General features: G+C 36.7%; 30 protein-coding genes, 1 tRNA gene, 1 pseudogene and 1 other annotated feature. Of the genes and pseudogenes, 25 read left to right on the forward strand and 7 right to left on the reverse strand.

Going from position 1 to position 24272, the window contains the following annotated elements; all coding sequences use genetic code 11:
- Positions 1–139 precede the first annotated feature (139 nt).
- Positions 140–964, forward strand: a complete 825-nt coding sequence (gene mapP / locus IGJ03_RS03425; RefSeq protein WP_002370688.1) for a maltose 6'-phosphate phosphatase — start codon at positions 140–142, stop codon at positions 962–964.
- Positions 965–1023: 59 nt separating this feature from the next.
- Here the strand turns inward: mapP and proC are convergent, their stop codons facing one another.
- Positions 1024–1839 carry a pyrroline-5-carboxylate reductase gene (gene proC, locus IGJ03_RS03430; RefSeq protein ID WP_002355848.1) on the reverse strand — a complete coding sequence of 272 codons (816 nt, stop codon included), beginning with the start codon at positions 1837–1839 and terminating at the stop codon, positions 1024–1026.
- Between the two features lie 126 nt (positions 1840–1965).
- On the opposite strand from proC, the gene IGJ03_RS03435 reads away from it, so the two are divergent.
- The 3 genes from IGJ03_RS03435 to IGJ03_RS03445 are packed head-to-tail and all read left to right on the forward strand — an operon-like array spanning position 1966 to position 3515.
- Positions 1966–2928, forward strand: a complete 963-nt coding sequence (locus tag IGJ03_RS03435; RefSeq protein ID WP_002403726.1) for a helix-turn-helix domain-containing protein — start codon at positions 1966–1968, stop codon at positions 2926–2928.
- The gene (locus IGJ03_RS03440) at positions 2909–3208 is read left to right on the forward strand and encodes a hypothetical protein (protein ID WP_002358867.1); all 300 of its coding nucleotides are present in this window, start codon (positions 2909–2911) and stop codon (positions 3206–3208) included. Before IGJ03_RS03435 ends, IGJ03_RS03440 begins: the two co-directional genes overlap by 20 nt.
- Complete coding sequence (locus tag IGJ03_RS03445; protein WP_033599934.1) at positions 3201–3515, forward strand: nucleotide pyrophosphohydrolase; 315 nt, start codon at positions 3201–3203, stop codon at positions 3513–3515. The genes IGJ03_RS03440 and IGJ03_RS03445 overlap by 8 nt, the downstream gene beginning before the upstream one ends.
- 154 nt (positions 3516–3669) lie before the next feature.
- Here IGJ03_RS03445 and IGJ03_RS03450 read toward each other — a convergent pair whose 3' ends face one another.
- Both IGJ03_RS03450 and IGJ03_RS03455 read right to left on the reverse strand, forming a co-directional pair.
- On the reverse strand, positions 3670–4350 hold the full coding sequence (locus tag IGJ03_RS03450) for a peptide ABC transporter permease (RefSeq protein ID WP_002401553.1): 681 nt from the start codon (positions 4348–4350) through the stop codon (positions 3670–3672).
- Positions 4351–4387: 37 nt separating this feature from the next.
- Positions 4388–5029 carry an ATP-binding cassette domain-containing protein gene (locus IGJ03_RS03455; RefSeq protein WP_002385078.1) on the reverse strand — a complete coding sequence of 214 codons (642 nt, stop codon included), beginning with the start codon at positions 5027–5029 and terminating at the stop codon, positions 4388–4390.
- 499 nt (positions 5030–5528) lie between these two features.
- Here IGJ03_RS03455 and IGJ03_RS03460 point away from each other — a divergent pair.
- From IGJ03_RS03460 to IGJ03_RS03470, 3 genes and pseudogenes are all read left to right on the forward strand, one after another.
- Positions 5529–5729 (forward strand): annotated as a pseudogene (locus tag IGJ03_RS03460) (MerR family transcriptional regulator); the annotation flags it as partial.
- 144 nt (positions 5730–5873) lie between these two features.
- Complete coding sequence (locus IGJ03_RS03465) at positions 5874–6305, forward strand: VOC family protein (RefSeq protein ID WP_002368197.1); 432 nt, start codon at positions 5874–5876, stop codon at positions 6303–6305.
- Between the two features lie 241 nt (positions 6306–6546).
- On the forward strand, positions 6547–8439 hold the full coding sequence (locus tag IGJ03_RS03470; RefSeq protein ID WP_375804813.1) for a TPM domain-containing protein: 1893 nt from the start codon (positions 6547–6549) through the stop codon (positions 8437–8439).
- A gap of 87 nt (positions 8440–8526) precedes the next feature.
- Here the strand turns inward: IGJ03_RS03470 and IGJ03_RS03475 are convergent.
- A tRNA-Arg gene (locus tag IGJ03_RS03475) sits at positions 8527–8600 on the reverse strand.
- 172 nt (positions 8601–8772) lie between these two features.
- Positions 8773–8848 (forward strand) — a sequence feature (ribosomal protein L21 leader region).
- Between the two features lie 19 nt (positions 8849–8867).
- On the opposite strand from IGJ03_RS03475, the gene rplU reads away from it, so the two are divergent.
- From rplU to psiE, 4 genes are all read left to right on the forward strand, one after another.
- Positions 8868–9176 carry a 50S ribosomal protein L21 gene (rplU, locus tag IGJ03_RS03480; RefSeq protein ID WP_002355866.1) on the forward strand — a complete coding sequence of 103 codons (309 nt, stop codon included), beginning with the start codon at positions 8868–8870 and terminating at the stop codon, positions 9174–9176.
- Positions 9177–9208: 32 nt separating this feature from the next.
- A complete protein-coding gene (locus IGJ03_RS03485; RefSeq protein ID WP_002355867.1) occupies positions 9209–9553 on the forward strand; it encodes a ribosomal-processing cysteine protease Prp in 345 nt (114 codons plus the stop codon).
- 12 nt (positions 9554–9565) lie between these two features.
- The gene (rpmA, locus tag IGJ03_RS03490; protein ID WP_002355868.1) at positions 9566–9853 is read left to right on the forward strand and encodes a 50S ribosomal protein L27; all 288 of its coding nucleotides are present in this window, start codon (positions 9566–9568) and stop codon (positions 9851–9853) included.
- Positions 9854–10052: 199 nt separating this feature from the next.
- Entirely contained in the window at positions 10053–10505 is a 453-nt protein-coding gene (gene psiE, locus IGJ03_RS03495; protein ID WP_002355869.1) for a phosphate-starvation-inducible protein PsiE, read from the forward strand.
- Between the two features lie 70 nt (positions 10506–10575).
- On the opposite strand, the gene IGJ03_RS03500 is transcribed toward psiE, so the two are convergent.
- Positions 10576–11391 carry a metallophosphoesterase gene (locus IGJ03_RS03500; RefSeq protein WP_002363393.1) on the reverse strand — a complete coding sequence of 272 codons (816 nt, stop codon included), beginning with the start codon at positions 11389–11391 and terminating at the stop codon, positions 10576–10578.
- 171 nt (positions 11392–11562) lie between these two features.
- Between IGJ03_RS03500 and IGJ03_RS03505 the strand changes: the two genes are divergently transcribed.
- The 11 genes from IGJ03_RS03505 (at position 11563) to recN (ending at position 20696) form a co-directional block, all read left to right on the forward strand.
- Positions 11563–12627 (forward strand): M24 family metallopeptidase, encoded by a 1065-nt coding sequence (locus tag IGJ03_RS03505; protein WP_002391500.1) that lies wholly within the window; start codon positions 11563–11565, stop codon positions 12625–12627.
- 13 nt (positions 12628–12640) lie between these two features.
- A complete protein-coding gene (locus IGJ03_RS03510; RefSeq protein ID WP_002355872.1) occupies positions 12641–12961 on the forward strand; it encodes a MazG nucleotide pyrophosphohydrolase domain-containing protein in 321 nt (106 codons plus the stop codon).
- 332 nt (positions 12962–13293) lie between these two features.
- Positions 13294–13725, forward strand: coding sequence for an Asp23/Gls24 family envelope stress response protein (locus IGJ03_RS03515; protein ID WP_002355874.1), 432 nt, complete (start codon positions 13294–13296; stop codon positions 13723–13725).
- Entirely contained in the window at positions 13718–14170 is a 453-nt protein-coding gene (nusB, locus tag IGJ03_RS03520) for a transcription antitermination factor NusB (protein WP_002355875.1), read from the forward strand. The genes IGJ03_RS03515 and nusB overlap by 8 nt, the downstream gene beginning before the upstream one ends.
- A gap of 103 nt (positions 14171–14273) precedes the next feature.
- Complete coding sequence (locus tag IGJ03_RS03525) at positions 14274–15119, forward strand: bifunctional methylenetetrahydrofolate dehydrogenase/methenyltetrahydrofolate cyclohydrolase (protein WP_429861475.1); 846 nt, start codon at positions 14274–14276, stop codon at positions 15117–15119.
- 9 nt (positions 15120–15128) lie between these two features.
- A complete protein-coding gene (xseA, locus tag IGJ03_RS03530; protein ID WP_086317713.1) occupies positions 15129–16475 on the forward strand; it encodes an exodeoxyribonuclease VII large subunit in 1347 nt (448 codons plus the stop codon).
- 1 nt (position 16476) lies between these two features.
- The gene (locus IGJ03_RS03535) at positions 16477–16707 is read left to right on the forward strand and encodes an exodeoxyribonuclease VII small subunit (RefSeq protein WP_002355878.1); all 231 of its coding nucleotides are present in this window, start codon (positions 16477–16479) and stop codon (positions 16705–16707) included.
- Positions 16707–17588: a polyprenyl synthetase family protein gene (locus IGJ03_RS03540; protein ID WP_174090941.1), complete on the forward strand. Its 882-nt coding sequence runs from the start codon at positions 16707–16709 to the stop codon at positions 17586–17588. The genes IGJ03_RS03535 and IGJ03_RS03540 overlap by 1 nt, the downstream gene beginning before the upstream one ends.
- A gap of 13 nt (positions 17589–17601) precedes the next feature.
- On the forward strand, positions 17602–18417 hold the full coding sequence (locus IGJ03_RS03545) for a TlyA family RNA methyltransferase (RefSeq protein ID WP_002355880.1): 816 nt from the start codon (positions 17602–17604) through the stop codon (positions 18415–18417).
- Between the two features lie 138 nt (positions 18418–18555).
- Positions 18556–19005, forward strand: coding sequence for an arginine repressor (locus IGJ03_RS03550; RefSeq protein ID WP_002358881.1), 450 nt, complete (start codon positions 18556–18558; stop codon positions 19003–19005).
- 17 nt (positions 19006–19022) lie between these two features.
- Complete coding sequence (gene recN, locus IGJ03_RS03555) at positions 19023–20696, forward strand: DNA repair protein RecN (protein WP_174090942.1); 1674 nt, start codon at positions 19023–19025, stop codon at positions 20694–20696.
- A 90-nt stretch (positions 20697–20786) separates the two neighbouring features.
- Here the strand turns inward: recN and IGJ03_RS03560 are convergent, their stop codons facing one another.
- Both IGJ03_RS03560 and IGJ03_RS03565 read right to left on the reverse strand, forming a co-directional pair.
- On the reverse strand, positions 20787–20897 hold the full coding sequence (locus IGJ03_RS03560) for a DUF4044 domain-containing protein (RefSeq protein ID WP_002383399.1): 111 nt from the start codon (positions 20895–20897) through the stop codon (positions 20787–20789).
- Between the two features lie 67 nt (positions 20898–20964).
- Positions 20965–21930 carry a magnesium transporter CorA family protein gene (locus IGJ03_RS03565; RefSeq protein ID WP_104807302.1) on the reverse strand — a complete coding sequence of 322 codons (966 nt, stop codon included), beginning with the start codon at positions 21928–21930 and terminating at the stop codon, positions 20965–20967.
- A gap of 244 nt (positions 21931–22174) precedes the next feature.
- On the opposite strand from IGJ03_RS03565, the gene IGJ03_RS03570 reads away from it, so the two are divergent.
- From IGJ03_RS03570 to rsmH, 3 genes are all read left to right on the forward strand, one after another.
- Complete coding sequence (locus IGJ03_RS03570) at positions 22175–22567, forward strand: DUF3397 domain-containing protein (protein ID WP_002383401.1); 393 nt, start codon at positions 22175–22177, stop codon at positions 22565–22567.
- Positions 22568–22800: 233 nt separating this feature from the next.
- Positions 22801–23286, forward strand: coding sequence for a division/cell wall cluster transcriptional repressor MraZ (mraZ, locus tag IGJ03_RS03575; protein WP_002383402.1), 486 nt, complete (start codon positions 22801–22803; stop codon positions 23284–23286).
- 14 nt (positions 23287–23300) lie between these two features.
- On the forward strand, positions 23301–24257 hold the full coding sequence (gene rsmH / locus IGJ03_RS03580) for a 16S rRNA (cytosine(1402)-N(4))-methyltransferase RsmH (protein ID WP_185938094.1): 957 nt from the start codon (positions 23301–23303) through the stop codon (positions 24255–24257).
- Positions 24258–24272 lie beyond the last annotated feature (15 nt).

Genomic DNA, 24272 nt, shown 5'->3' on the forward strand with positions numbered 1-24272 from the left:
ATTTTTGGATAATTTCGGCTTATTTCCGAAGGAGTTGGTTCTGTTCCCGCCGTTTATCAGGTTTTGCGCGTGAAGCAAAAATCCAAAGTGATTTTTGTCCCACTCACTGACCTAATAACATGTAAGAGAAGGGGAAAAGATGAATCTTTTAACAATCAATACTCATAGCTGGTTAGAAGAAGAACCATTAAAAAAATTAGAGGAGATTGCCAAGGTGATTTTATCTTCTGAAAGTGAAATAATTGCCTTACAAGAAGTGAATCAGAAAGTCGCTTCCAAGAAAGTGCCGTTAGAACAGTTAACTACTTTTTGTCCCATAGCGACCCAAACGCCGATCCATGAAGATAATTTTGCATATCTAATCGTTCAATATCTAGCTGAAAAAGGCCAACACTATTATTGGAGTTGGGAAATGAGCCACATTGGTTATGCTATTTATGAAGAAGGGAACGCACTACTTTCGAAATGTCCGTTGACTAGTGAAGCTCTCCTTATTTCAGAAAGCCAAGAACCAACGAATTATCGAACAAGAAAAATCTTAGTAGCGGAGACAGAGAGTTCAAAAGGTACGCTTACTGTTGTCTCTGGTCACTTTTCTTGGTGGGAAACACCCTGTACAGGTTTTGCCTATGAATGGCTACAATTAGAGAAATACTTAGCGACGGGGCAACAACCGTTAGTCATTTTAGGCGATTTAAACAACCCAGCTGGTACAACTGGCTATCAATTAGTGGAAAATAGTTACTTGCCGATTCAAGATGCATTTGTGGTAGCGGAAGAGACAAGCGGTGAAGCGACAGTAGAGAAAAAAATAGATGGCTGGGAAGAAAATGAAGCAGCCTTGCGGATTGACTACGCATTTGTTCCAAAACAGTGGCACGTACGAAAATATGAAGTAATTTTTGATGGTAGGAAAACACCGATAGTCAGTGATCATTTTGGCTTACTCATTCAACTAAAATAAGAAAAAGCGCTGAATTTTCAGCGCTTTTTCTTATTTATTCGCTCATGTAATTATTCTTATCAGTCTTGTTTGGCTAATTCTTGATCCCGAAGGATGGTGGCCTCAATCCCTTTGATGACTGTTGAAATAAACGCATTGTTTTCTAATTCGACAATCCCAGCAACCGTGGTTCCACCAGGGGAACTGACTTGGTCGATTAAAGTCCAAGGATTCTCTGTGCTATTTGCCAAAGTTTGAGCGCTGCCTAGTACAGCTTGTGTGGCAATTTCTAAGGCTAACTCTTTGTTCATACCATTTTTAACGGCTGCTCGGGCAATCGAATCAATAAATAAGAAAGCATACGCAGGAGTGCTACCTGCAATAGCAGTAAAAATCGAAAAATACTGTTCCTCTAATTCCCAAGCTTGGCCAACTGCTCGAAACAATGATAAAACAGTCTGGATGTCTTCAGGGGATGCAAAAGCGTTACCACAGACAGCTGCTGCACCTGCGCCAATTAATGCATTCATATTGGGCATCACACGAACAAGACGAAGCGGTTGGGTAGTCTCAAACAGTTGATATAATTCTGCAATAGTCGTACCTGCTGCAATGGAAACAATTAACGGTTGCTTGTCTAAAATTGCTTCTTTTGCTTCAAGTAAAGCTGCTTGAACGAATTGCGGTTTCACCGCTAAAATAACTAAGTCAGCTACTGCAATGGCTTCTTGTGGTGAAGCAACCGCGTGTGCACCAATTTCTTGTGCAAAAGCGGCGGTTTTTTCGACTTGAATATCATAAAAATAAAGGTTTTCTGCGGCAATAAATTGCTTTTTTAGCGCACCTTTGGCAATAGCGGATGCCATATTTCCAGCACCAATAAAACTAATTTTCATAAAAAATTCCTCCTAAAAACTGTTGAATCTCTTTTTTCGTGTTACCATGTATCTAGTATAGAAGGAAACGCCAAAGAAAAAAATAGAGGGAGTAAAGTAAAAAGTGTTGGATTATGAGGTGATTAATTGGCAAGCAAAGAAGAACAATATGCAGCATTTTATCAGTTTTTAGAGACCTTAGATTGTTATTTAACCACTACCAGTGCTCTTGAAAAGGAAGTAGCGCAATTTAAGGAAAATCCGCATCGAGAAATTGCGGGCTTTATGTTGGCATCTTCGGAAACCATTGACGTTCCGAAAGGATTTATTCGGATGCTCTATTGTCTAGAGCAAGATGGCAATGCTTATTTGGATCAACAAAGGTGTTCGTTTTCGGCTGGTCAAGTCATGATTGTCAATGAGGCCACCTCGGTTAGCTATCAGGGGCAAGGAATGTCTATGATTATATTTTATTTTAAAAAGCACTATTTTCTTGATACGCTCTTAAATCAGCTGGCGGAAGAACCAGTCATGTATCGTTTTTTTACAGAAATTGCTAGCAGTGAATTTGAAAACATTCCTCGATATTTCGTTTTTGCCAGCCAGCCAAATTCGGATGTTCATGTCTATTCGCTATTATTGCTGAAACAAATTGTGAAAATGGCCTATTTTAATAATAAAGTGACCAAAGCGGCCTTTGTTTTGCTAGTGGTGGAACTAGGTCAACTGCCTAGAGAAGCTTTAAAGATGCAAGATAATTATTTGTCGAATCATCAACGTGTTGAGGTGATTTTAGCGTATATTGAGCAACAGATTGCGCATGTCACTTTAGCAGAAGTCGCCGCTAAATTTCATTTTCATCCGAATTACTTATCGAATTTTTTAAAAGAAAAAACAAACAAAACGTTTACGGAAATTGTCTTAGCCTACCGAATCCAATTGGCGAAAAACTACTTGAAGCAAACAGATTTATCGATTCAAACAATTGTTGAACGAATCGGCTATCAAGACAAAGCCTTTTTTTATAAACGTTTTAAAGAAGAAATGGGCATGACCCCAAAACAATATCGACAGAAAGAGGGAATGGCAGATGTACGAAGAAGTCTTTGAAGAATTTCAGTTAACTGTAGTAGAATTACCAATCGAATTCGTTGATGATTTGCCTGTCTATCGCGGACACTTAAAAGAATTAACGTTTCTTTCAGCGGAAGCCTCTTCACGAAAAAAACTTTACCAACAGCTTTTACAGGCTTATTTGTTGTATAGAGAAGAGAATCAAGCAGTTGTTGAAGAGGAAGAAATAACCTCCTCATTATTGTCTACAGAACAGTTATTAAAATACTATGATGGTGAAACGTTCGATGGGTTTCAGTTGCCATCAAATGAATAAGAAAGCAAGGGAACAAATGGATACAATGGCAAAAATTAATCAATTTCGTGATGAAAGAAATTGGCGCCCCCACCATAATGAAAAAGATTTGGCGCTCTCAATTTGTTTAGAAGCAGCAGAATTGTTAGAACTTTTTCAATGGAAAACAGCAGAAGAAGGCATCAAACAAGAAGAACGAATCAAAGAAGAATTGGCTGATGTTCTCATTTACTCCTACATGATGGCTGATAATTTAGGGTTTGATTTGGACGAAATTATCGAAGAAAAGTTGAAGAAAAATGCGTTGAAATATCCAGTGCCACACTAAGAAGCTTGTATTTTGATTACACGCCCCAAAGTTTAGAAAAATATCAGTTTGGGGCGTATCAAAATTGATACTTTTTTAGTTTCAACTAGTTGTATTTGATTTAATCTATTGTCTCGAATAAGTAGATGAATCCTATCTGCGAAGTGGGTGTCGTTTATACTCCTAGTCTTAGCCAACGTTTATTATTTACCCTTGCAATAGCCAGCGCGATGACTGTTAGAACTATAATATACAAGATAATCAATAAATTGTGGTCAAAACTAATTGAGTTTTCTGAGCCTTCTAAAAAATTCTGGACGTTTAGATATAATTCGTTTGAAGCATCAAATATTGCAAAAAAACGTAAAAATCCACCAATTGCAACAAAAAGTACTGTTGTAATCCAATAGAGTATGCTAAAACCGATAGATAAAAGAACGTTAGCAGATAAAAAACTGATCAACGCAACAATTAAAATATACTGAATTGAAATCATCGATAATAAAAAAAACATTTGCAGAATTACAGAAAAATCCATAAAAATAAAGGAAACGATAAATAACAGAACTAGAATACTGCCTAGGGTCTCTACCGTAAGTGTCAAAACTTTTTTTATATAAAAAGTAAGGCTATTGGTATTCATCATACGATAAAATAAAATTGTTTTTCCTGAGTACTCTTTATTAATAAAGAAAGAGACTAGAAACGAAAACATTAGAAAGCCAAATTGTGTAAATACAGTATATGTACTAAATAAGTATTCTCGGTAACTTAACCTAGTTACTTTATCGATGCCAATAGGTAGAATCCATCCCATTGCAAAGATTGCAACGATAATTGCAATTAAAATAATCATTATTTTGTTGGAAATCGTTTTTTTTAATTCCAAAATTTCACCCCTCAATATACTTCTGAATAACTTCAGTTTGATTAGTAAAACGAATCATTTTGAAATCTTCAATTAAGTAATAGTTGCCTTTTAAATTTTTTAAATCTGATAAATTGTGTGTGATGTTTAGAATAATTTTTTTAGGATGATTTTTTATATATGCAAGTAGAAATAGATAGATTTCATTAATTGTCTGTTTATCTAAGGCGTTGGTAATTTCATCTAATACAATAATTGATTTATCTTCCAGAAAAAAAGAAAGTAATTTTAGTTTTTGTTTTTGTCCATCACTTAATTGTCCAATTAAGGAAGTTTTAGAAATATTTGTAGCGTGCAAAGAATGAGCCAAGTGTGCGACTGAATCTAAACCAAATCTTTTCTCTAGAAGAATAAATAATTCGCAGACTTTTAAATCGTTAGGGACATTAGAAAAGCTTGAAATAATCGTAACATTTTTACTTATTTCAGAAGGGATTAAACCACTTCGGTTTAACAATAAATCCTTAGCAAATTGTGATTTCCCTACACCGTTTTTCCCTAAGATATGATTAATCACCCCTTTTCTAAATGAAACTTTTGTATGTTCTAAAAGTAATTTATTATTTATTTTCAATGTGTAATCATTTAGTTCTAACAACTTAGTCACCTCACACAAACCAACTAATGACTGTTTCAATGACCAATAACAAACTAATTGCTTGTATTAGCTTTACAATCAAGTGATTTTTTCTTTTATTTTCTAATTCATCTACACTGAATAACGTGATTAAAACTTTATAACCATCAGAGTTTAACACAGGAACTAGATTCCATAACAACGCATATGAAAAAAAAATGAATGAACTGTCGAGTATTTTATTTTTTAAAAATAAGAGATTGATGACCTGAATAAAGTTAATGGTTAGATGATTTCATTTCGATTGCCTTTTAGTAAATTAAAGATTATAAAACTCTAATTTTAAGAAGGTATACTAATCGTATCAACTGTTTTGGTAAATGTAAAGGAGATTTTTAGAAAATAACAAGAGAAAGATCACGGGAATATCCAAATAAAATAGAAATGTATGAATAGAAACTTTTTCATTGACTTTCACATGGTGTCAAGGTTTATGATAAGAATATCAATTGAATGAAAAGGAGACTCTATGTATCAAATTGGGCAATTTGCCAAGTTAATGGATATTTCCCCACGGATGCTGCGTCATTATGAAAAAGCAGGAATTTTTGTTCCAAATGAAATTGATAAAAAAACAGGATATCGCTATTATAGCGCACATCAAATTCCTTTATTGAAACAAATTTTACTGTTAAGAGATTCAGGGTTTAAAGTTGAAGAGATGGCGGAAACTTTGAGAAAACTTAAGGATGCTTCTTTTTTGGAAACTATTTTGTTAAGAAAACGAGATCAATCGCGACATTTAATTCAAATGGAGGAGCAAAAGATTAAAAAAATTAATCAACAGTTAGTAGCTTTGAAGGAGGAAAAACAAATGATTAAAGGGACAGAAATCGATTTTATTGTTAGTGATAGCCTTAAGGCGCTTGCCTTATATAAAAAGGTGTTTGAAATAGAGGTAGTAGAAGCAACTGAGTACCCTGTCGGAATGAATGAAGCGGTTTTTCAACTTTATGGCACGAGGTTTCACATGTTAGATGCCAATGAAGAATATGGTTTAAAATCACCAACCCAAGAACATCCCAATACTATCTGGTTTAATATAACAGTAGAAAATATTGAAGAGACACATCAACTGGCAATGGAAAACGGTTGTCAAGAAGTACAGCCTATTACTGAAATGATGGAAGGAGCGCTCAAAAATTCATTGTTTATTGATCCGTATGGGTACATGTGGATGCTCCACCAAATCTATCAAGAGTTGAGTTTTGATGAGCGGATTGAGATTTTAGAAAACGAGCTGTAAAAATCAATATTCTTGTATTTGTTTAACTAGTTATCTGAAAAGAACGTAACGTTTGTCAACTAAGCGTTACGTTCTTTTTTATGCGTGTTAACAGAAATTAGTTAAAAAGATAGAGATTTGAACGTCTATATTCGGTATACTAACTATTAAGAAAATAAATTTTTAATACAAAAAAATTTATTTAGCTCTGTGGAAAATCAGAGCTAGAACATTCGGTAGGAGTGGAAGGGAGAAAAAATCAGTGTATGGGAAAAACAAAGTAGGGATAGAATTACAAATTAGCGTGGGGGAGTATCGAAAAATAAAAGTAAAAAGTATTGTAATGAAGAATTTAGTTTATCTAGCTGTTCTTTTAATAGGGATCTATTTGGGTATGAGTTTCTTAAAACGATTTGAAAGGACTTATTCAGCTCCAACAGACGATGTCGTAGTAAAAATTAATCAAAATCATCTTTTTGTTTCAGATAATGCACAAATTTTGAACGAAGAAGTCATTAATAATGTACAAAAAATTAATCAAGAACTTAGTAAGACGGAAACGAAACCACAACTAATGGTTATCACAGTTGAGCAAGTTCCTGAAAATGAAACGATTGAAAGTTTTACTAATCAAATAGGTAATAAATTAGGTATCGGAAATAAACTTTATAATAATGGAGTGATTTACTTAGTATCTGTGAAAGACAGGCAAGCAAGACTTGAAGTAGGCTATGGGCTTGAAGAGATAATCCCAGATAGTTTAACCGACGAAATAACAGATAGTACCGTGAAAGATTTTTATAAATTAAAGGATTTTAATGCAGGAATACATATTGTCACCACTCGAATTAAGGAACTACTTACTACTGATACTATGTCTAAAACGACCTCGCTACCTAAGATTAGTTTTTTGCAGAAAATTTGGTTATATTTATTAGGAATAGGAAGGTCGTTAAAGCCTTGGCTAATTATAGTTTTTATTATTGTTATGTTGTATTTTTTATGGGAATTACGTAATGCGGGGAAAGAACTTAGTGCCCGCTTGGCTCTAGTTGACATGGCAAATCGCTATAAGGAAGATGTAGCTATGTTTTATAATGGCGGTATTTCCTCTAAGGCAATTGTTTTAGGAGAACAATCAGTTGAATTTAAAGCTGCCAAGGCGCGTTTGGAGAAAAATATTTTATATCCTGAAAATTCGAAAAAAGAGATAATAATTCCCGCATACTATGATATGGATTTTGCATTTGGCGAGGTGACACCAAAGAAATTTATTTATAATTATGTTGCACAGTGGAAAGATTTAAGAAGCTCTTCTATGTGTGCTTGTTTTTGGAAGGTGAATCAACCATGGATCTACTTACCGCGTTTTTGGATAGGTGAAGTATATTGGGAAAAAGTTCCAGAAACGAAACTGCCTGCGTGTCGGATTAGTGGAATTAATGATAACTTAATACCTGCTTACCTAAAAATTATTTTGTTTCCTCTTTCGATTTTATTAAAACATCCTTTTTTGGTATCCGTGACTCTGATTATTTATGTTCAAGTTAGTTTATCAGAGCAGTCGTTTCCTTCGACAGTTTTCACACTAATCACAGAGATTCTGACATTTTTAGAAGACGAAGACTCTTTAGTACCCATGGTTAGTCTGGTCTATTTTTTGATTCCGGTCTTTTTCTTATTTGGTTATATAAAATCAATAGGTGTTGGCTTACAAAATAGATTGCACCTGGATTCTATGATCCGTAGGTTTTTAAAAGATATCCAGCAAGTAAGTTCAGAAAAATCAAAATCATTAAAACAATTAGCAAACGATTTAGACAACCAGCAATATAAAATTGAAAAAAAATTATTGCGGAAAAAAATTAGAGAAAAAAAGATTACCAACAAAAAAGCTTCAAAATCCTTCTATCCGATAAGATTTATTAAGACTACGTATCCTGAATACTATGATATGCGTTTTGCTTATGGAAATGTGTCTATTGCTAAATTTCTAGCAAGTTCACGTTCTGACAGGCAACTAAAAAAGACCAGTATGTATGCGAATCGTCATGATTGGTGGGTTACAAGCAACGAGGGTTCTTCTGATGATGGCTCCGGTGACGGTTTCGGAGGTGGGAGTTTTGGCGGAGGTGGAGGTACTTCAAGTTGGTAGAAAGTTAAACTAGGTTAGGATGAACTTGGGATAACAAAAGCGCCTCTTAGAAACCCTGGTTTCTAAGAGGCGCTTTTGTTATCTTTACGTCACAGGAGGGATTCGAACCCCCGACCGTCCGCTTAGAAGGCGGATGCTCTATCCTGCTGAGCTACTATGACAATAGTTGTAATACAACAAAGCTAATTATAATGGAAGTAGTGTTAGAAAGTCAATCGGAAATTTAAATAACAGAAGAAGTTTTTTTGGAGAGAGAAAGTGAAGAAAATAGAGAGTTTATATTGACGAGGTTTTCTGGTTCTGTTATTATAGTTAGTGTTGTAATTGTGGTCTCCACAGCTACAACCGCACAGAACAAGTTTTTAAGCATGAGTAATCATCACTTGGGATGGCGAGTCTAAGTCTAGAAGAAGGAGGTGCTGTATAGCATGTACGCAATTATCAAAACTGGTGGTAAACAAGTGAAAGTTGAAGTAGGTCAAGCAATCTACGTTGAAAAATTAAACGTTGAGGCTGGCGAGAAAGTTGTTTTTGACGAAGTTATCTTAGTAGGTGGCGAATCTACAAAAGTTGGTGCGCCAACTGTTGCAGGCGCAACTGTTGAAGGAACTGTTGAAAAACACGGCAAACAAAAGAAAGTCGTGACTTTCCAATACAAACCTAAAAAACACTCTCACCGTAAACAAGGTCACCGTCAACCGTATACAAAAGTTATGATCGAAGCAATCAACGCTTAATCTCTCTTGTTGACAGGAAAGAAGGCCTATCAATGATTAAAGGTTCTTTTAAACGAACAGGCTCCGGCCGAATCGTTTCATTCGAATTAACCGGGCATGCTGAAGCAGGTCCTTATGGCAGCGATGTGGTTTGCGCGGCAGTTTCTGCCTTAGCAATTAGCACAGTCAATGGGATTGATGCCTTAGCAGGTTTTGAACCGATTGTGGAAGTTGACGATGTAGAAGGTGGCTACCTTTATGTCGAGATGTTAACAACTGTCAATCAGGAACAAAAAAATATTGCCCAAATTCTATTAGAAAATCTTTTATTAGGTTTACAATCAATAGAGAACGAAAATACTGAATTTATTCAAATAAAAACAATCACTGAGAAATAGGAGGTGCAGACTATGTTATTGACTATGAATTTACAATTATTTGCCCATAAAAAAGGTGGCGGTTCTACATCAAACGGCCGTGACTCTGAATCTAAACGATTAGGCGCTAAAAGTGCTGATGGCCAAACAGTTACAGGTGGTTCAATTTTATACCGTCAACGCGGAACTAAAATTTATCCAGGTGTGAACGTTGGAATCGGTGGCGACGATACGTTATTTGCAAAAGTTGACGGTGTGGTACGTTTCGAACGTAAAGGCCGCGACAAAAAACAAGTATCAGTTTATCCAGTAGCTAACTAATACGATTAAAAAGCTGAATCTGCGGATTCAGCTTTTTTTGTCTTGCATAAAGGGTTAGCCGGAAAATAAAGAAACATCTCAAAATAAAAAAAATCTCACATTGGGTTTAACTGCTTGTCTGACAAGGTTAATTGATGATATATTTAATGTAATAACAAGCATGTTATAAAATAATTGAGTCAAAAGAAAGAAGGGTATTATGCAGAAGAATTTTAGTGTAGTAAAGAAGTACGTGAATTTGATTTTGGATATTGTGTTAGGGATTTTAGGAGTTTTCTTATTAGTATTTATGGCTAGTTATTTAGTTGACCTCGCTACATATCTCATGAAGCCAATGACGCCGGATAATTTTTCAGTTATCATGCAAGAAATTATTTCATTCTTTATGTTATTTGAGTTTATTATGATGATTCTTCGCTATATTCAAGAAGGACACCATATTCCGATTCGTTATTTGATTTTAATTTGTTTAACCGCAATTTTACGTCAATTAATGGTTGCACATGGCGATGGCTTGCAGACTTTATTGTTATCTTTATCAATTCTTTTACTAGTGGTTGTGCTATTTATTCTCGGGTTAAATGGCAGCAAATTTTATACGCTAGGAAAAGCGAAAGTAGAAGAAGATCACGAGCAAGATTTTCATCATTAATCGAACATAATCAAAGACCGTCCAACGTGAGAATTTTTCTCTAACGTGGGGCGGTCTTTTTAATGCATAGTTAAATAGTTAACTCAATCAGTTCAATTGTTGGTAAGACACCAAAGCGTGCGCTGATTTTAGTGGTTCCGATTCCTGGGTGAACAATTAGCGGCGTTTCATCTTCTAAATGATAAAGCCCATGTGTATATTTTTTAGCAAGCTGATTTTTGTAAGTGAAAAAAGGCAAGCGAATCTGTCCGCCGTGACTATGTCCTGCTAAAATGAGGTCAATGTTTTTGTTGACTGCTGAGTCTGCGACATCTGGCTCATGGGTTAGTAGCAGAGTGGGCGTTCCAGTAGGGCGGTTGACTAAAGCTGCAGCTAAGTCGGTTTGTCCATATAACGAATCTTCTAAACCAGCGACGTACAAGGAGATGCGGTGTGAGACAGGCAGTAATTTGCCCGTGTTTTTTAGTACGGTAAAGTCGGCAGCTTCTAAGATTGTTTCGTAAAAATTGGTATCTAACCCGCTATACTCGTGGTTGCCATAAATAGCGAATTTGCCATATGGGGCGTTAATTTTACGGAAAAGTTGACTCACTTCATCCTGAATTTCGATACCGAAACGGGCATAATCATCAAATAAGTCTCCTGTAAAAACGACTATGTCTGGTTGTAATGTATTTGTTTTTTCAACAATCTGTTTTAAGGCCTTCACAGAATAATTCTTTTTTAAATGAATATCAGAGAGTTGAACAATCCGTAAGGTTTTCCCTGATTCTGTTACTTTAATTTGATTTTTGTGTATGACTAAGCATTTAGGTTCAATAAAAAAACTATAGCTTAAAATGCCGATAATAATGAAAAATAGTGCCAGAAATAAATAAACGTTCATAATTTCCTCCTTGAAATCGCTAAATTAGTTTACTACAAAAGTGTTAAGCAAAAAATAAGGAAAGGTAAAATTTTCAGTAAACTTTCTCGATGAAGTTTTTTGGTGATTCATGCTTTTCTGAAGTAAATTTGCTATAATGAAAAATGAGAAAAAAGAAAGAAGGTCGAACCAATGATGGCAAGAGTCGAAAAGCTACGGGAGTTAATGAAAGAAAATAATTTACAAGGATTTTTAGTGACAAGTCCGTATAATTTACGTTATTTAACCAATTTTACTGGGACAACAGGCTTGGCAATGATTACATTAGATAAAGCTTTTTTTGTAACGGATTTTCGTTATACGGAACAAGCTGCGGAACAAGCAACTGGTTTTACTATCGTTAAAAACACAGGACATATTTTTGACGAAGTAGCAGATTTAGCTGAACGTTTGCAATTAGATAATTTAGCTTTTGAAGAAACGCAAGTTAGTTTCGCTGATTATAGCTTATTGGAAGAAATTTTACCATGTGAATTAGTTCCTGTAATGGGTTTGATTGAAGAATTAAGAGAAGTGAAAGATGAAGAAGAAGTAGCGATTATTGAAAAAGCGTGTGCCATCGCGGATCAAGGATTTGCCTTTGTCTTAGAGATGATTAAACCTGGAATGACAGAGATTGAAGTGGCTAATCAATTAGATTTCTTCATGCGTTCAAAAGGAGCCAGTGGTGTTTCTTTTGAGACAATTGTGGCCAGCGGTCTACGTTCAGCGATGCCACATGGCGTTGCTAGCCATAAAGTCATCGAAAAAGGTGAGTTAATCACTTTAGATTTCGGTTGTTATTATGAAGGCTATGTTTCTGATATGACACGGACATTCGCTATTGGTAGTATTCAGCCAAAACTAAAAGAAATTTATGATATTGTTTTAGAAGCACAATTAAAAGTGTTAGCAGAAGCTAAACCTGGGTTGACGGGCATTCAATTAGATGCGATTGCACGGGATCATATTGCTTCCTATGGCTATGGCGATGCGTTTGGTCACAGCACTGGTCATGGCATTGGGTTAGAAATTCATGAAGGACCAAATGTTTCATTCCGAGCAGATAAACAGTTTGTACCAGGGAATGTGATTACGGACGAACCTGGAATTTATTTGCCAGGAATTGGTGGCGTGCGTATTGAGGACGATTTATTGATTACTGCTGAAGGTAATCGTGTATTGACACACGCGCCAAAAGAATTAATCATTTTATAAAGGTTGGGAGAACATGGATATTCAAGAGTATCAGCGGTTTATTAGCGCGTTTTATAAAAAACGTAACTGGTATCAATATGATCCGTTTATTCGTTCCAACTTTTTAACAGAAGAAGTCGGCGAAGTTTGTCGGGCCATTCGGACAATTGAAATTGGCCGTGATCGACCGGATGAAACAGTTTTGGCAGATGAAGAGAATCTGGAAAATTTAACGGAAGAGTTAGGCGATGTGTTGGATAATTTATTTATTTTAGCGGATAAATATGACATCTCTTTAGAAATGATTATGCAAAAGCATCGGACGAAACTAATGGAACGTTATCCTGAAGAATAAAGACGTAAAAATAAGAAAGCCAAAATTACTTGGTCTTTCTTATTTTTACGTCTAAAGCCTTGAATTAGAAATTTATGACAAGAAATTATCTGTTCTTTTAGTCAGAACTTAGCTTTTCTGGTAGCGAAATAGGCTAATTAATGATAAACTAAGAACGAGTATTGATAAGCAAAATTTGGACGTTCTTTCACAACTAACTGAAGAAACCAGTGTTGTTTTAATTTTTAAGAATCATCCGTTGCTTAAAAGAGAATCCTTAAGAGACTTAGTGATTCATCAAATAAATCGTTTATTTAACGATTTTGTGCGTAATAGATAAGGAGGACAACCAAATGTCAGAAGAAAAAAATCTTGTAATCAATGCAAACGATTCTTTAGGAGAAATCGTGATCGCTCCTGAAGTCATTGAAGTAATTATCGGAATCGCTGCTTCAAAAGTAGAGGGCGTTTATGGGATGCGTGGCACGTTTGCCAATAATGTGAATGAATTATTAGGCCGTGCAGCACACGGCAAAGGTGTATATTTACGGACAGAAGAAGAAGGCTTAAAAGTCGATATCTATTGTTACTTGAACTACGGTGTTTCTGTACCAAAAGTTGCGTTAGAAATGCAAGACCGTGTGAAACAACAAGTCTTATTTATGACAGATATTGATTTAGTTGAAGTGAATATTCATGTTGTAGCGGTAGTACCTGAAAAAATCCCTCAACCAGACTTAAATGAATTATTCCCAGAAGATGAAGATGGAGAAGAGAATGAGTAAAACAGAATTAACCCGTCACGAGATTCGTGAAAAAGCGCTCCAAGCCCTTTTTCCTTTAGATTTTAATGCTGATTTAACCAAACAAGATGCCATTGATTATGCATTGGCTTATGATAATCGGGAAATCGTCAGTGAAGATGGCGAAGACCTAGTCCCTACGTATTTAGATTTACTTGTCGGCGGTGTGTGTAGCCGCAAAGCAGAACTAGACGAAGTGATTACGAACCATTTAGGTAATAACTGGTCTATGCAACGCTTAGCAAAAATAGATATTGTTATTTTACGTTTAGCTATTTTTGAAATGCTATACGTTTCAGATGTGCCAAACATTGTGGCATTAAATGAAGCCGTTGAGTTAAGTAAAAAATACAGCGACGACCGTTCACGTAAATTTGTTAATGGTGTGTTATCAAATGTAATGAAAGAAATTGATTCAGAGGCGTAAGCTCTGAATCTTTTTTTACTATCTAACTGGTGTTAAGATACTGGGTTATATGCTAAAATAAATACTATTAAAGAAGTAAAGAAACAATAGAGGGAGCGAAGGAATGAGTACAGTAATTAACGGTCGTGAATTAGCAGATCAAATGCAAGCAGAGATTCAAAAAGATGTAGAAAAGATGACACAACAAGGCATCCAACCAGGATTAGTTGTTTTATTAGTTGGGGAAAATCCTGCCAGCCAAACGTATGTGAGAAATAAAGAACGTGCAGCAGCCAAAATTGGCATTCTGTCAAAGGTCGAAAAACTGCCAGAAACTATTTCAGAAGAAGAATTATTGGCTGAGATTGACAAATATAATCAAGATTCACGCTTTCATGGCATTCTTGTACAACTACCTTTGCCAAAACATATTGATGAAGAAAAGATTTTATTAGCGATTGATCCCAAAAAAGATGTAGATGGGTTCCATCCAATGAATTTAGGCCGTTTGTTTGTAGGCAAACCTGAAATGATTCCTTGCACGCCGTATGGAATTATGAAGATGTTTGAAGCCTATGATATTGATTTAACAGGTAAACGTGCGGTGGTTATTGGTCGAAGTAATATTGTTGGCAAGCCAATGGCACAATTATTGTTAATGAAAAATGCGACCGTGACGATTGCCCATTCTAAAACTGAACATTTAGCAGAAGTTGCAAGAGAAGCGGATATTTTAGTTGTAGCAATTGGACGCGGGCATTTTGTCACCAAAGAGTTCGTGAAACCAGGTGCGGTAGTGATTGATGTGGGTATGAATCGCAATCAAGAAGGAAAACTGATTGGTGATGTAGCATTCGATGAAGTTTCTGAAATTGCAAGCTATATCACACCAGTTCCCAAAGGTGTTGGCCCAATGACGATTACCATGTTAATGTATCAAACAGTCGAGGCAGCAAAAAAACAAAAGTAAGGTGAAAAAATGACGCAACAGTATTTAACAGTAACAGCCTTAACGAAGTATTTAAAACGTAAATTTGATGCAGACCCTTACTTAGGACGTGTCTATTTAACAGGTGAAATTTCGAACTTTCGCTTCCGAGCGAACGCGCATCAGTACTTCAGTTTAAAAGATGATCATGCGAAGATTTCTGCAATTATGTTTAAATCAGCCTTTCAAAAATTGAAGTTTCAACCAAAAGAAGGCATGAAAGTCATGGTGGTGGGGCGGATTTCGCTTTATGAAAACAGCGGCTCCTATCAAATTTATATTGAACATATGGAACCAGATGGTGTAGGTGCACTTTATCAAGCATTGGCAGAATTAAGAGAAAAACTAGGAAAAGAAGGACTTTTTGAAGGGCCTAAACAACAGTTGCCTCGTTATCCCAAACGAATCGCTGTGGTTACAAGTCCTAGTGGTGCTGTCATTCGGGATATCATAACGACAGTTAAAAGACGGTATCCGATTGCACAACTGGTCCTTTTTCCAACCTTGGTCCAAGGCGAGCAGGCGGCGGATGACATTGTGCGGAACATTCAGCGAGCCGATGCGCAAGGCGATTTTGATACGATGATCATCGGCCGTGGCGGTGGTTCAATCGAGGATTTATGGCCATTTAATGAAGAAAAGGTAGCTCGAGCCATTCATGCTGCTACCACACCGATTATTTCATCGGTTGGGCACGAAACAGATGTGACAATTGCCGATATGGTAGCAGATGTTCGTGCACCAACGCCAACGGCAGCAGCGGAACTAGCGGTACCAGTTTTAAATGAAGAACTATTAAGAATTAGTGAACGGCGTAGTCGTTTAGAACAAAGCTTTTTATATCTCTTACAACAACGAACAGAACGTTTCCAACGACTACAAAACTCTTATGTGTTTAAGCAACCTGAGCGACTTTATGAAGGTCAAACGATTAAATTAGATCGAATGACGCAACGTCTTTTCCAAGCAATGACAACAATTCATCACCAAAAACAACGTCAAGCCCAAGGAATTATCGCTCAATTGCAACAACAGACACCAAAGGGACAATTAAGAGAAAGTCAGCAACAATTGGCATTTTTACAACGAAACTTGCAAACACAAATGACACAATTGTTCCTAAACAAACAAAAGCAATTCACGTCTGCTGTTCAACAATTAGACTTACTCAGCCCACTCAAAATTATGGGTCGAGGATATAGTTATACTACAAAAGAGGACCGTGTCGTTAAAACTGTTACCGAGTTACAGCCAGCAGATCAATTAACGATTCATTATGCTGACGGTACAGTTCAAGCAAACGTCGAAACAATAACAGCGAAAAAAGAGGAGTTTTAACATGCCAGCAAAAGAAAAAACGTTTGAAGAATCATTAAATGCCTTAGAAGAAATCGTTCAGCGCTTAGAACGAGGAGATGTTCCTTTGGAAGAAGCCTTAGCTGCCTTTCAAGAGGGCATGGCATTAAGTAAACAATGTCAAGATACATTGGAAAAAGCGGAAAAAACTTTAACGAAAATGATGACAGAAAACAATGAAGAAATTGTTTTTGAAGAGAGCGAGGAAGCGTAATGACGAATTTTAGTCAACAGCATTTACCGTTGGTTGAAAAAGTCATGGTCGATTTTATCGCAGAATATACTGAAAATGAGCGTTTGAAAGAAGCAATGCTCTACTCAATACACGCAGGTGGTAAACGATTACGCCCGCTATTAGTGCTAACAACAGTGGCCGCTTTTCAAAAAGAGATGGAAACACAAGACTATCAAGTGGCTGCCTCTTTAGAGATGATTCATACGTATTCATTAATTCATGATGATTTACCAGCAATGGACGATGATGATTTACGTCGTGGCAAACCAACCAATCATAAAGTGTTTGGTGAAGCGACTGCCATTTTAGCAGGGGACGGCTTATTAACAGGTGCATTTCAGTTACTTTCTTTGAGTCAATTAGGCTTAAGTGAAAAAGTTTTACTGATGCAACAACTGGCAAAGGCAGCGGGGAATCAAGGCATGGTTGCCGGCCAAATGGGTGATATTGAAGGAGAAAAAGTCAGCTTGACTTTAGAAGAGTTAGCGGCTGTTCATGAAAAGAAAACCGGAGCGTTAATTGAATTCGCCTTAATTGCTGGGGGCGTATTAGCCAATCAAACAGAAGAAGTCATTGGCTTACTGACACAGTTTGCGCATCACTATGGCTTGGCTTTTCAAATTCGTGATGACTTATTAGATGCCACAAGTACAGAAGCAGATTTAGGTAAAAAAGTAGGCCGAGATGAAGTGTTGAATAAAAGTACGTATCCAGCTCTTCTAGGGATTGCTGGCGCGAAAGATGCGCTAACACATCAATTAGCAGAGGGCAGCGCTGTTTTAGAAAAAATCAAAGCAAATGTTCCCAACTTTTCAGAAGAACATTTAGCAAACTTGTTAACTCAGTTACAATTGAGATAGAAAGAAGGCACTTATGAAAAAAGAACGCGTCGATGTCTTGGCGTTTAATCAAGGACTATTTGAAACACGAGAAAAAGCCAAACGCAGCGTGATGGCTGGTTTGGTTTACAATGATAAAAATGAACGTTTAGATAAACCAGGGGAAAAAATTTCTGTGGAGACACCCTTACATACTAAGGGCCAAGTAATGCCTTATGTTTCTCGTGGGGGCTTAAAACTAGAGAAGGCACTAAATGTTTTTGCAATCAACGTTCAAGGCAAAACAATGCTAGATATTGGTTCCTCCACAGGTGGTTTTACCGATGTCGCTTTACAAAATGGGGCTCGTTTGAGTTACGCTTTAGATGTTGGCTACAACCAACTAGCATGGAAAATTCGGCAAGATGAACGCGTGGTGGTAATGGAACGTACCAATTTTCGCTATAGTAAACCTGAAGATTTCACCGAAGGGGTGCCGGATATTGCAACGATTGATGTTTCCTTTATTTCATTACGCTTAATTTTGCCACCTCTTCATGATATTTTGAAAAAAGGCGGTAGTGTGGTGGCGTTAATTAAGCCACAATTCGAAGCTGGCAAAGAGTTTGTTGGGAAAAAAGGAATCGTGCGTGATCCAGAAACCCATCAAATGGTTGTGGAGGAAATTACACGCTTTGCCATGAATAACGGTTATGATGTGAAAAACTTGGATTTTTCACCAATCACTGGTGGCGAAGGAAACATTGAATTTTTGGCACATTTAGTTTCTGTTGAAGGGGAAGGATCCTATCAAGCGACAGAATCCATTGAAGAAGTTGTCGCGCATGCGCATCAAAAATTAGCGGAATGATGAGAAAAGTTAGAAGAAAGAAGTGGACGCCTATAGGTGAAAGCTTCTTTTTTGTATAAATCTAGTAATTCATCTTTTAAAATGCATAAAAATAAGCTATGATGAGGGCAAGAGTAAACTGAAAAGGAGAGCGGCGCCATGAGAAAGCAAGATAGACACCGTTTAATTACACGTTTATTGACTGAAAAAAATATTCAAAAGCAAGAAGATTTTGTCAACTACTTACAAGAAAAGGGCGTAGCTGTAACACAAGCAACAATTTCTCGCGACATTAAAGATATGAAACTGATCAAAGTTCCATCTGCAGAAGGGGGTTATCGATATAGCCTTCCATTAGAAACACAAGCTAATACGAGTGCTAAACTTGCAAAGCTTTTAAAAGATGCCTTTGTAGCTGCAGAACAAATGGAAAAATATGTCGTATTACGAACCATTCCTGGCAATGCGGCGGCGTGTGGTAGTTTAATCGAAAAGAATTACCAAGAGAAACTTTTTGCCGTCATCAACGATGATGATAGTGTCCTCATGATTGCACGAACTGAGGAAGCAGCAGAAAAACTTCATAAAGAGCTGTTAAGCTATCTATAAAGAATGAGGTGAACAAGATGTTACAAGAACTTTCCGTGAAAAATTTTGCGATTATCTCTTCGTTACAATTAGAGTTTCAAATGGGTATGACCGTTTTAACGGGAGAAACGGGTGCGGGGAAATCCATCATTATTGATGCAATGGGATTACTCACAGGCGGACGCGGCTCCAGTGACTATATTCGTCAAGGAGCAAATAAATGCACCTTAGAAGGACTTTTTTCAATGCCGAAAAGTCAAGAATTAAAGAAATTATTAGAAGAATTAGGTATTGAAACAGAAGAAGATTCTTTAGTGATTCAACGAGATATTTCCGCTTCTGGTAAAAATGTTTGCCGTGTCAACGGACGGATTGTCAACATTACTAATTTAAAAAGAATTGGGGAATATTTAGTAGATATTCATGGCCAAAACGAACATCAAGAATTGATGCAAAGTGAACGCCATATTGATATGTTAGATGAATTTGGTGGGAAAAAACTTTTAGCAGTCAAAGAAAAATATACACGGGCATATCAAGAGTATCGCGCACTCGAAGCCAAAGTCAGAAAGCGACAAAAAAATGAAAAAGAATTTGCCCAAAGAATGGACATGCTTCATTTTCAAAGTGATGAAATTGCTAGTGCACAGTTAGTCGCTGGCGAAGAAGAACAATTGTTAGAAGAACGCAATAAACTGAACAATTTTCAAAAGATTGCTGATGCACTGACGATTAGTTATGCCGCGCTAAATGGTGAAGACGATAGTAGTTTGGATAAAATCGGAACAAGTATGAATGAACTCGCTTCGATTGAATCCCTTGATCCAGAATATAAAACATTGTCAGATACTGTTCAAAATGCTTACTACTTACTACAAGAAGCCAGTGGAGATCTTTCTAGGTTAATTGATGGCTTAGAACTAGACGAAGGTCGCTTGAATGAAGTAGAAAATCGTTTGGAATTAATCCGTCAAATGAAACGTAAATATGGCGATTCAATCGAAACGATTTTATCTTACTATGAAGAAATCACCAAAGAGTTAGCAGAGGCTGATTTTTTGGAAGGTGGTACAGGTGACTTAGAAGCGTTGCTTGCAGAGAAACAACAAGCGGCTCATCAACAAGCGTTAGCTTTACGAAAAGAACGAAAGCGCCTAGCCAAAGAGCTTGAACAACAAATTTTAACCGAATTAAAAGAACTATATTTGGAGCGAACGGAATTTGAAGTCCGCTTTACAGAACTTGAGCATTTACAAGAAAATGGCTTAGACGGAGTAGAATTTTATATTACTACTAACCCAGGGGAACCATTAAAACCGTTAGTTCGGGTGGCTTCTGGCGGAGAACTTTCGCGAGTGATGCTGGCTATGAAAACAATCTTTTCTCAAACGCAAGGGATTACTAGTATTGTTTTTGATGAAGTGGACACAGGAGTCAGTGGTCGAGTAGCACAGGCGATTGCCGATAAAATTTATCAAATTTCAGAAAATTCGCAGGTGTTGTGTATCACGCACTTGCCACAAGTGGCGGCCGTTGCCGATGAACATTATTTTATTGAAAAAGAAATCGTGGCGGGTCGGACAGAAACAAGCGTCCGAATTTTATCTGAAAAAGAGCGAGTAAACGAAATTGCGCGTATGCTCGCAGGAAGTGAAATTACGAAATTAACCATTGAACATGCACAAGAGCTGTTGGCGATGGCGAAAAAATAGCCGCTCTATTTGAGCAAGTAAAAAAACAGCCCCTTCAATTGATAGAAGGGACTGTTTTTTTACTTTTAATGTGTGAAAAAGTTCTCCAGTTTAAAGACTAAGAATTGCTGTTAAAACAGTTGAACCTACAATTGCGATCAGCATTAGCCAAACCACGACTTTCGTGATTTTTGAAAAGCGACTTTGTTCTTTGTCGTTCATAAATGACACGTCCTTTTTAATTTCTGCTAATAGTGTACAACCTTTTCCTGAAAACAGCAACCTAAAGTTATAAGAGATTCTTTTTCTTTAAAATTCGAATACTAATTACGCAGATTAAGGTAGTGATGGCAAAAATAATCCAAAAGGAATATTCATGCTCTGCAAAAGGGAGTTTCACATTCATGCCGTAAATTCCTCCGATGATGGTCGGAATGGTCAAGACAATTGTTAAGGATGTTAAAATTTTCATGACATTGTTTAAGTTATTTGAAACGATTGCTGAAAAAGTATTACTAATGTTATCAACTAATTTTAGTTGTATTTTAGTCGTATTCAGTCCTTGTTCTAGTTCAATCAGAATATCCCTTAAAAATGGCAAATGTTTTTCTGGATGATTAAAAATTTCAGCGCTATATAAACGTTTTAATACTTTTAAATTATCCGTTAAAGCTGCTTCAAAATAAACTAGACTTTTTTGAATGTCCATAATCTGATACAATTGACTATTTTCTGTGGCTACTTGGAGCTCTCCTTCAAGTTTGTTGGTTTGTTGGATAAGTGCTTGTAAGTTTTTATTGAAGGAAAGGGCCATCTTCCATGAAAGGGCTAAAATTAAGGCCTTCTCAATAGAAAGATCTTGATGGGTGAACGCCTCTTTTTGAATCCCATGAACGATATCGTTAGGCCCCTTGCTAACAGTAATTAGTTTGTTATCGACGGTTGCGATTAAAGCAATCGGCACCGTTTCTACTTGCAGATAGCCACTAGGACTGATACTAGCTTTGGGATAACGAAATAAAAGTAACGTAGGCGTTTGTAATTTTTCGTGGCGGAAACCTTCCACTCGAGCATTTTCTTCATCATCTAAAACGCCGGTAAGATAATCTGTTGGTAAGTGGTATTGATTGACGAGACGCTCGATTTCTTCTTCTGTAGGAGATTCTACCGAAATCCAACTTAGGGCTTCATCGTCTGGTGAACAAGGTTCAAAATAGTCATTTTTCAATAATAAATAATTAATCAAAAGATTCACCCCGAATCAACATTTTTTGTTCTAAATCCATTATAATAGAAGTATGACACAATACGAGAAGAAAAGCTTATAAAAAACATTCAAAAATAAGTGGCCGTGATAGGTGAGGCCTCGTTTTGAAAATGGTTTGATAAGTAATCCGTTTTTTATATGAAAAAGCAAGCAAAAAGGGCTTTTAGCACATATATTTAAACGAAATGAAACATCTGTGTAACGTTGATGAAGTATAGTTATAGCAGGTGGAATGAAAGGATTTGTTGAGAGAATGGTGTCGTTTTCGGCAATAATGTTATTTTGGTATATTTTTCCGGTAATTGTGCTCTTTGCGTGCAATTTTCTCGTGTCCACTTTTTCCCTAACGGAACGTTGGAAAATAAAAGCACCGGATTTGGCCATTCCGTTTTTATTCATAGGGATCCATGAGTTATCCAAAGATAGTTATGATGAATCGATTATGCCGTATTTTGTGATTTCTATTTTGTTATTAGGAGTCGCTGTTGCCCTGTTTCAAGCTTATTATTATGGAGAGATTTTATATAGACGATATTTCAAGATGTTTTGGCGGTTGACGTTTTTACTAACGTTTGTGTTGTATGTGTTGCTTATCTTGCTAAATATCAGTCATTATCTACTGTAATAAAGCGTGGAGACAATAGGGGAAATACGCTGTGGGAAAATGTCCCCCACAACTCCCCACTCCGTGGGGTTTTTTTGTTATTTGTGGGGTTATTTTATAAAAAACATAGTAAAAACCTTGTTATAATAACATTTTTTGTTGGATGATGCTTGTTACATAAAACCCTGTAAATATTACAGAAATTTTAAATAACAGTTAAAAAATAGAAGTTTTTAGATTTATAGTGGTAGAAAGTGGTGGGATGTGGTAGACTTGTTCTATCAAGTGGAAAAGCGGGTGTATTGGCTATGCTTATGGGTGAATACCAACATAATATCGATGCCAAAGGCCGCCTAATCGTTCCATCAAAGTTTCGTGAGGAACTTGGTGAAAAATTTGTGGTAACGAGAGGGATGGATGGCTGTTTATTTGGTTATCCTTTAAATGAATGGTCACAACTTGAAGCAAAACTTCAAGAAATGCCCTTAGCTAAGAAAGATGCACGTACATTTGTACGATTCTTTTATTCCGCTGCAACAGAATGTGAGATTGATAAGCAAGGTCGTATCAATATTCCGGCGAATTTACGAACACATGCCAGTTTAGAAAAAGGCTGTGTTGTTATCGGCGTCTCTAACCGAATTGAAATTTGGAGTGACGAACGTTGGCATGCATTCTCTGATGAAGCTGAAGAAAACTTTGATGAATTAGCAGAAACAATGATTGATTTTGGATTTTAGGAATGAGGCAAATGATGACTGAAGAATTTCGCCATTACACTGTTCTTTTAAAAGAAACAGTGGATGGATTACAAGTGAAGCCGGATGGCGTATACGTAGATTGCACACTCGGTGGTGCCGGACATAGTGAATACTTACTGACACAATTGAATGAGCACGGTCATTTATATGCCTTTGATCAAGACCAAAAAGCGTTGGCACATGCTAAGACTCGTTTGCAGAAATATGTAGACAAAGGTCAAGTGACCTTCATCAAATCAAATTTTAGAAATATTAAAGAAGAATTGGCAGAACACGGGGTGTTCCATGTTGATGGAATTCTATACGATTTAGGTGTTTCTTCACCACAATTAGATGAAGCAGAACGTGGTTTTAGCTATCATCAAGACGCGCCCTTAGATATGCGCATGGATCAAGATGCATCCTTGACGGCTCGCGAAGTGGTGAATACGTATAGCTATGGTGAGTTAGTAAAAATTTTCTTTCGTTATGGGGAAGAGAAATTTTCGAAACAGATTGCTCGAGAAATTGAACGTGTTCGCGAAAAGCAACCAATTGAAACAACAGGTGAACTCGTTGAGATTATTAAGACGGCGATTCCAGCTCCAGCAAGACGCAAAGGTGGACATCCTGCAAAACGAATTTTCCAAGCAATTCGCATTGCCGTTAATGATGAATTAGGGGCAGTTGAAGAGTCGCTAGAACAAGCAATTGATTTGCTAGCGAAAAATGGCAGAATCAGTGTGATTACGTTCCATTCGTTAGAAGATCGTATCGTTAAAACAATGTTTAAAGAATACAGTACGGTACAAGATTTGCCACCAGGCATTCCAGTGGTACCAGAAGAATTTCAACCAGAATTAAAAGTAATTACTAGAAAACCAATTTTACCAAGTGACAGTGAGTTATCTGAGAATAATCGTTCACGAAGTGCGAAGTTACGCATTGCCGAAAAAATAAAATCTAGATAGAGAGAGGGGTAGACA

This window comes from Enterococcus sp. DIV1315a, assembly GCF_051712325.1.
Classification (GTDB): domain Bacteria; phylum Bacillota; class Bacilli; order Lactobacillales; family Enterococcaceae; genus Enterococcus; species Enterococcus faecalis.

Coding starts and splice junctions, on each gene's coding strand:
- rsmH (WP_185938094.1), top strand. CDS start 23,301: ATGACTGAAGAATTTCGCCATTACACTGTTCTTTTAAAAGAAACAGTG.
- IGJ03_RS03535 (WP_002355878.1), top strand. CDS start 16,477: ATGCCAGCAAAAGAAAAAACGTTTGAAGAATCATTAAATGCCTTAGAA.
- IGJ03_RS03570 (WP_002383401.1), top strand. CDS start 22,175: ATGAAAGGATTTGTTGAGAGAATGGTGTCGTTTTCGGCAATAATGTTA.
- proC (WP_002355848.1), bottom strand. CDS start 1,839: ATGAAAATTAGTTTTATTGGTGCTGGAAATATGGCATCCGCTATTGCC.
- IGJ03_RS03485 (WP_002355867.1), top strand. CDS start 9,209: ATGATTAAAGGTTCTTTTAAACGAACAGGCTCCGGCCGAATCGTTTCA.
- IGJ03_RS03465 (WP_002368197.1), top strand. CDS start 5,874: ATGATTAAAGGGACAGAAATCGATTTTATTGTTAGTGATAGCCTTAAG.
- IGJ03_RS03500 (WP_002363393.1), bottom strand. CDS start 11,391: ATGAACGTTTATTTATTTCTGGCACTATTTTTCATTATTATCGGCATT.
- rpmA (WP_002355868.1), top strand. CDS start 9,566: ATGTTATTGACTATGAATTTACAATTATTTGCCCATAAAAAAGGTGGC.
- IGJ03_RS03545 (WP_002355880.1), top strand. CDS start 17,602: ATGAAAAAAGAACGCGTCGATGTCTTGGCGTTTAATCAAGGACTATTT.
- xseA (WP_086317713.1), top strand. CDS start 15,129: ATGACGCAACAGTATTTAACAGTAACAGCCTTAACGAAGTATTTAAAA.
- IGJ03_RS03510 (WP_002355872.1), top strand. CDS start 12,641: ATGGATATTCAAGAGTATCAGCGGTTTATTAGCGCGTTTTATAAAAAA.
- IGJ03_RS03550 (WP_002358881.1), top strand. CDS start 18,556: ATGAGAAAGCAAGATAGACACCGTTTAATTACACGTTTATTGACTGAA.
- IGJ03_RS03450 (WP_002401553.1), bottom strand. CDS start 4,350: ATGATTATTTTAATTGCAATTATCGTTGCAATCTTTGCAATGGGATGG.
- IGJ03_RS03440 (WP_002358867.1), top strand. CDS start 2,909: ATGTACGAAGAAGTCTTTGAAGAATTTCAGTTAACTGTAGTAGAATTA.
- nusB (WP_002355875.1), top strand. CDS start 13,718: ATGAGTAAAACAGAATTAACCCGTCACGAGATTCGTGAAAAAGCGCTC.
- rplU (WP_002355866.1), top strand. CDS start 8,868: ATGTACGCAATTATCAAAACTGGTGGTAAACAAGTGAAAGTTGAAGTA.
- IGJ03_RS03445 (WP_033599934.1), top strand. CDS start 3,201: ATGAATAAGAAAGCAAGGGAACAAATGGATACAATGGCAAAAATTAAT.
- IGJ03_RS03505 (WP_002391500.1), top strand. CDS start 11,563: ATGATGGCAAGAGTCGAAAAGCTACGGGAGTTAATGAAAGAAAATAAT.
- IGJ03_RS03525 (WP_429861475.1), top strand. CDS start 14,274: ATGAGTACAGTAATTAACGGTCGTGAATTAGCAGATCAAATGCAAGCA.
- IGJ03_RS03515 (WP_002355874.1), top strand. CDS start 13,294: ATGTCAGAAGAAAAAAATCTTGTAATCAATGCAAACGATTCTTTAGGA.
- psiE (WP_002355869.1), top strand. CDS start 10,053: ATGCAGAAGAATTTTAGTGTAGTAAAGAAGTACGTGAATTTGATTTTG.
- IGJ03_RS03540 (WP_174090941.1), top strand. CDS start 16,707: ATGACGAATTTTAGTCAACAGCATTTACCGTTGGTTGAAAAAGTCATG.
- IGJ03_RS03560 (WP_002383399.1), bottom strand. CDS start 20,897: ATGAACGACAAAGAACAAAGTCGCTTTTCAAAAATCACGAAAGTCGTG.
- mapP (WP_002370688.1), top strand. CDS start 140: ATGAATCTTTTAACAATCAATACTCATAGCTGGTTAGAAGAAGAACCA.
- recN (WP_174090942.1), top strand. CDS start 19,023: ATGTTACAAGAACTTTCCGTGAAAAATTTTGCGATTATCTCTTCGTTA.